This is a genomic window from Nostoc sp. FACHB-892, from assembly GCF_014698795.1.
GTDB lineage: Bacteria > Cyanobacteriota > Cyanobacteriia > Cyanobacteriales > Nostocaceae > Nostoc.
On the sequence record NZ_JACJTR010000122.1, the window covers coordinates 1 to 5,023 of the forward strand.

The window sequence follows — 5,023 nt, forward strand, 5'->3', positions numbered from 1 at the left end:
TGCTGCATCATAAGCGTTCCAATTCCGAACTTTATACTGGGCTTTCGTCTTCATCGTTGGGCTAGGCGGCAAGAGAATATAGGCGATAGGTAAAATTTACCATTTTCCTTATTCACGCAACAACGCCATTCAGTTATGTCTAAGGATTTAGCTGCTTTTTTGGCAGACTTTTTCTCCTTTCTGGTTTCTGGTGCAGAATTGTCCTCTAACCAATGTTGAAAAAGTTTTGTAGCTTCTTGATAATCAGATACTTGTTCATCTTTGAACCATTGACGAACAATATCAAACCGAGTCTCAATCTCTGCATCTGAGTATTCTTGTGTGTCATCAGTCAGTCCACAGGCTGTCAATGTTGCTAAAACATCCTCTGATGACAGAGAATACATATTCTGCAAGGCTTCTTTGGTGTAAGGCATACTTCATCCCCTTCTAACTCAATATAAGTATTTTCGCGATCGGCGCATGACGAAATTGGCTATTTACGTCCCGGATTTGAGCATGTCACGTTCATTACATTGCTTCCCCAAACATTGTTTCAACCATGTTGTCCTGCTGTTCAGGCAAAACATTTACGACTGGCTTGGGTTTTTCTGGCTCAATCAAGCTCTCACTAGCTATATGTACATCAGATATCATCTGTTGCACCATTGATTGGGCAGTCATAATTGTGGGAGAGCCGGCAGGAAAATCTTCTAGAAGAAATGCTTCAGACAGATACGCTATGTGCAACTTCAACTTGTAAACAGCATTTCTGGCAGACTGCTTTAGTTCCCAGTCTGGATAACTTCCATCTGCTCTTAAAGCAAAAGGCAACCAGTATCCAGACAAGGCAGATAAGACCTTTTCCCTCTCGCTAATGTCGTTTTTTTGTTTAATGTATTTGATCAGGGCAACACTAAACGGCTCTTTGTTCATCGAAATTCGACACCGATAATCGATACGTTCAATTTTTTCACTCATTTTTTGCACCTGCACTTAGATAAGAGTTTTGTCTTATCCCCTTAGCACATAAAAAGAAAAACAATCCATAAACATCTGTCAAGCGATGATTGAGAGACTTAGAGACGGCTTGAGGAAAACTATTCATCAGTTGTGTCTCTAAAATTTCACACCAGTTGAGATTAGAGAATGAAAATAAGTTGTTCAGCTGAGATTGGAAGTACTGAGCAGTACCTCCACTGATAATCACCTCATCAACATCACGAGGAACTTGCAACTTCAGCCAGTTGGAGAGCATCATCCAATACTCCTGTCTACTATTGGTAACAGCCTTACGAATTTTTGAAACTTCATGCTCTCTATATATTGGATCTAAATTTGAAGCTAATTCTTCTAAGGCTTTATGAGAGGAGCTTTTCCCAGCCTTACAAATAACGCTGGTCAGATGATCTAAGTCCAACCCCGATGTCTGGCGCTTCACTGATTCAACCATTTTCGAGAAACCCAAAGGCTCTGTTTTTCCCTTGCTCATCTCTCCACGCTCAATCAACAGAATGCTTGTATCTCGATAACCCAACATCACCACTGCAAAAGACTTTTCTTTTAAATCAGAACCAGGAGCGCGTCCCCTGGTCAAAATCCCCCCACCTTCAGGAAGACACAAAAATAACTCCAATGAAAATGCTTTTGTTAGTCCTTTGAATTTGTATTTAGAAAGGGCTGTTGTCACCAAATCTTGAAATAAAACCCGATCCTGATATTCTCCCCAAGGCAGCAAAATTCCTAAATGAATCGATGACCCATTTTCTAAATCGTGTTTCTCTGCGATCGCTCCCACCATTGCCAATACTTTCGGTAGTGCTAACTCGAATTTCCGTTTTTGCAATTGTAAGTCAGCATGAAAGCGCTTTCTAGCTAAGAACCCTACCGCCTGACACTTGTCTTGATATTCAATCCAAGCGCTATTCTCAGGATTTGACTCACCGATCTTCGTCCGCTCATAATTTTCTAAAATTTCTAACGGGACTGTCGCTACCTCTGGCTCCATCAAAATCAATTCTGGATTAAAGGGATCTAACGTGTAAAATCCCTTCAACAATGAACCACCTGGATCTACAACTAACCTTAGTAGACTCATCACAAGCACCTCACTTTGGGAAATTCAGTATGACCGTTTTCAGTAGCAAAATGCATCAGTATTGATATTATTTATCTTGCGTTATTACTCTGCTAATTCTAAGACAAAATAATGCAAATAGTAGAAAAATCAATAAATTTGTCTATGATTTTTAGATAACTTCCTAGCACTTCTCGGAACTTCCTGGAACTGATTTATGTCATTATTAGGATTCTGAAAAGTCCTTTCTATGAAAGGTTTATGGCATTAACAAGGCATATTTTAAAAATCTACGACGCACAGTACGCCATCTTTGACAGAAAGTTTTTTAGGGCATAATTTGCTATAGTAAAAAACATCAGAGTTGGAGAATAAAAACATTGTTGTTGCCAAATTTTTACCAAAATTTCTTCACTCGGCACCGAACAAAATTTTGTTTGATGACGGGAGTGAACTTTGGCAGCAATATTTATTCGGTTAAGTTGTGTAAAGCTGATAGCAGAGGTGAACAATGCTAACAGCTGCCAACGTTTCCTCAGAGATGGCGGTGAAGTACTTTGTCAAAAACTACTACCACCACGGCAAGTCACGCTGGAGTGGTCAAGGTGCAGAGAAACTTGGATTGTCAGGGGCAATTGATGATGAGCAAAAGTTTACCAATGTCATCGAAGGGCGATCGCCTGATGGTCGTGAGCAACTTAATGCGAGGGTGTTGAAACAAAAAGAACGTAGAGCAGCGCTAGACTGTACATTTTCTGCGCCCAAGAGTGTGAGCCTAATGGCGTTGGTCGGTGGGGATTCAAGATTAATCGCCGCGCACCATCAGGCATTAAAGGAAACGATCGGGCTGATGGAAAGGCGTTATGCCATAACGAGGGTGACACAAGGAGATTGTCGTCGCAGGGTAAACACGGGTAACTTGGTCGTCGCGCAGTTTGACCACATCGAGAGTCGGGATTTAGATCCACATCTGCACACCCACTGCTTAGTCATGAATACGACACAGACCAATGATGGTCAGTGGATGAGTTTGGTCAATAGTGAGATATTCGCTAACAAGAAATTCCTGGGGATGGCATACCAGAGCTATCTAGCAGCAGAAGTCCAGAAGCTAGGGTATGAGGTAGAACTCAGAAAACATGGACAATTTGAGATTAAAGGTTTTAAAGAACAAGATTTAGAGGGGTTCTCAAAACGACGGCAGCAGATCGTAGCTCTTGCTGGTGCATCTTCTTCATGGGCAGAGCGAAACCAAGTTTGGGATACTACTCGTCAGCGTAAGCAGAAGTGGAAAGAGGCAGAACTCAAATCGCTGTGGCTTGAAGAAGCTGCGGCACTAGGCATCAGTTTCGTCAAGCCTTCTGAGCCAAACAGTCAAGTAGTACAAAATTCAGTTTCAAAGCAAAGTCTTGAAGATGCGATGGCATCTGCCATCGCTCATTGTAGCGAGAGAAATGTTGCCTTTAAGCTTGAAGATTTAGAAAAATTTATTCTCTCTGAAAGACTTTTAACTGATGTAAATGCACTTGAGCCATTGATCAAGGAGCATCAAGAGTTAATCGTTCTGCCGGGAATGGAAAGACAATATACAACATGGACGGCAGTAAAAAGAGAACTAGCGACGATTGAGTTGATGCAGTCAGGAATTGGAGCAGTTAATCCGATACTGCATACACTTGTAGCTTCAAGCCTTTTAGAGAAAACCTTGCTCAATCAGGGGCAACGACTTGCAGTAAATATGGCTGCAACTACAACAGACCAATTTGTAGCGTGGCAAGGTGTAGCTGGTGCTGGTAAGACTTTCGCCCTCAAGGAATTAAACGCGATCGCACTAGCCCAAGGCTATACAGTCAAAGCTTTTGCCCCTTCATCGATGGCGGCTAAGGTATTAAGTGAGGAGCTAGGTATACAAGGCGAAACTGTAGCCAGTTTATTAGTGTCTAAGCCAGCACCCCTAATTGAATCAAATCAGATTTGGATTGTGGATGAGGCAGGTTTACTTAGTGCCAAAGATGCTCATGCCCTGTTAGAAAGAGCGACCCTGGAGGGAGCAAGACTATTACTAGTTGGCGATACCAAGCAACTTTCAGCTGTAGAAGCAGGAAACCCATTCAAATCCTTGCAACAAGCTGGCATCAAGACCGCGCACTTAACCCAATCAAACAGGCAGAGGAACCCGGATCTGAAGATTGCAGTAGACCTAATTGCAGACGGGAGAGTAGAAGCGGGATTTAAGCAATTATCGGTAATAGGCAGTATTCAGGAAGTATCGCCCGATACTACAAGAGAGATAATTGCTGCTGACTATATAGGATTAACGAAAGAGCAACGAGCGCGAACATTGGTACTGGCTGGCACAAATGTAGAGAAGTTGGCACTTACCCAGGCAATCCGAGGCAAGCTAAAAATTGAGGGAAGTTTAGGGGCAACTGCAAACATTACCCAGTTGCAAGCTCTAAACCTGACCAAAGTGCAGCTGCGCTATACCCATAACTTTGAACTAGGTAATGTGGTGATGCCAACGCGCAACTACAAACGCCGGGGTTTAGAGAAAGGTAAGCTGTATGAAGTCGTCGGCAAGAACACCGACCGATTAATTTTGAAAGCAGGCGATGGAAAGCAGTTAGAAGTAGATGCCAATTTTGACAAAGCTGTTTACCAACGCGAGCAAATTGAGATTGCTGTAGGCGATCGCTTGCAATGGAAGAAAAATGACCGCCAATTACAAAGGCGCAATGGTCAAGAATTTGGGCGTTGCATAATGGAGGGATGAATTGAGGTCTTCTACTGTGCATTGTCCATACTGCAAGTCTACGAGGATTAGAAAAAATGGTAAACGCCGAGGTAAACAAAATCACTTTTGCGTCACCTGCGATCGCCAATTTATAGATATCTATAGTCCCCCAAAAGGATACTCAAATGAGATCAAAAACGAATGTTTAAAAGCATACGTTAACGGTGCAGGAT

General features: G+C 42.4%; 4 protein-coding genes and 1 pseudogene. 2 read left to right on the forward strand and 3 right to left on the reverse strand.

The genetic code is table 11. The annotated features are described in order from the left end of the window. Nucleotides 1-50: 50 nt before the first annotated feature. From H6G96_RS40045 to H6G96_RS40055, 3 genes are all read right to left on the reverse strand, one after another. Nucleotides 51-416 carry a hypothetical protein gene (locus H6G96_RS40045; protein ID WP_190920133.1) on the reverse strand — a complete coding sequence of 122 codons (366 nt, stop codon included), beginning with the start codon at nt 414-416 and terminating at the stop codon, nt 51-53. A 94-nt stretch (nt 417-510) separates the two neighbouring features. Then, entirely contained in the window at nt 511-960 is a 450-nt protein-coding gene (locus tag H6G96_RS40050) for a hypothetical protein (RefSeq protein ID WP_190920135.1), read from the reverse strand. Continuing rightward, on the reverse strand, nt 953-2,077 hold the full coding sequence (locus tag H6G96_RS40055; RefSeq protein WP_190920137.1) for a ParM/StbA family protein: 1,125 nt from the start codon (nt 2,075-2,077) through the stop codon (nt 953-955). Before H6G96_RS40055 ends, H6G96_RS40050 begins: the two co-directional genes overlap by 8 nt. Nucleotides 2,078-2,567: 490 nt before the next feature. Here H6G96_RS40055 and mobF point away from each other — a divergent pair, with 490 nt between their 5' ends. Together mobF and H6G96_RS40065 are read left to right on the forward strand one after the other, a co-directional pair. Further along, complete coding sequence (gene mobF, locus H6G96_RS40060; RefSeq protein ID WP_190920139.1) at nt 2,568-4,829, forward strand: MobF family relaxase; 2,262 nt, start codon at nt 2,568-2,570, stop codon at nt 4,827-4,829. A gap of 16 nt (nt 4,830-4,845) precedes the next feature. After that, nucleotides 4,846-5,023: pseudogene (locus H6G96_RS40065) on the forward strand (IS1 family transposase); the annotation flags it as partial.

What these genes read in the sequence shown, in the direction of transcription:
- H6G96_RS40055 (WP_190920137.1), bottom strand. Translation starts at nt 2,077, where the DNA reads ATGAGTCTACTAAGGTTAGTTGTAGATCCAGGTGGTTCATTGTTGAAG.
- H6G96_RS40045 (WP_190920133.1), bottom strand. Translation starts at nt 416, where the DNA reads ATGCCTTACACCAAAGAAGCCTTGCAGAATATGTATTCTCTGTCATCA.
- H6G96_RS40050 (WP_190920135.1), bottom strand. Translation starts at nt 960, where the DNA reads ATGAGTGAAAAAATTGAACGTATCGATTATCGGTGTCGAATTTCGATG.
- mobF (WP_190920139.1), top strand. Translation starts at nt 2,568, where the DNA reads ATGCTAACAGCTGCCAACGTTTCCTCAGAGATGGCGGTGAAGTACTTT.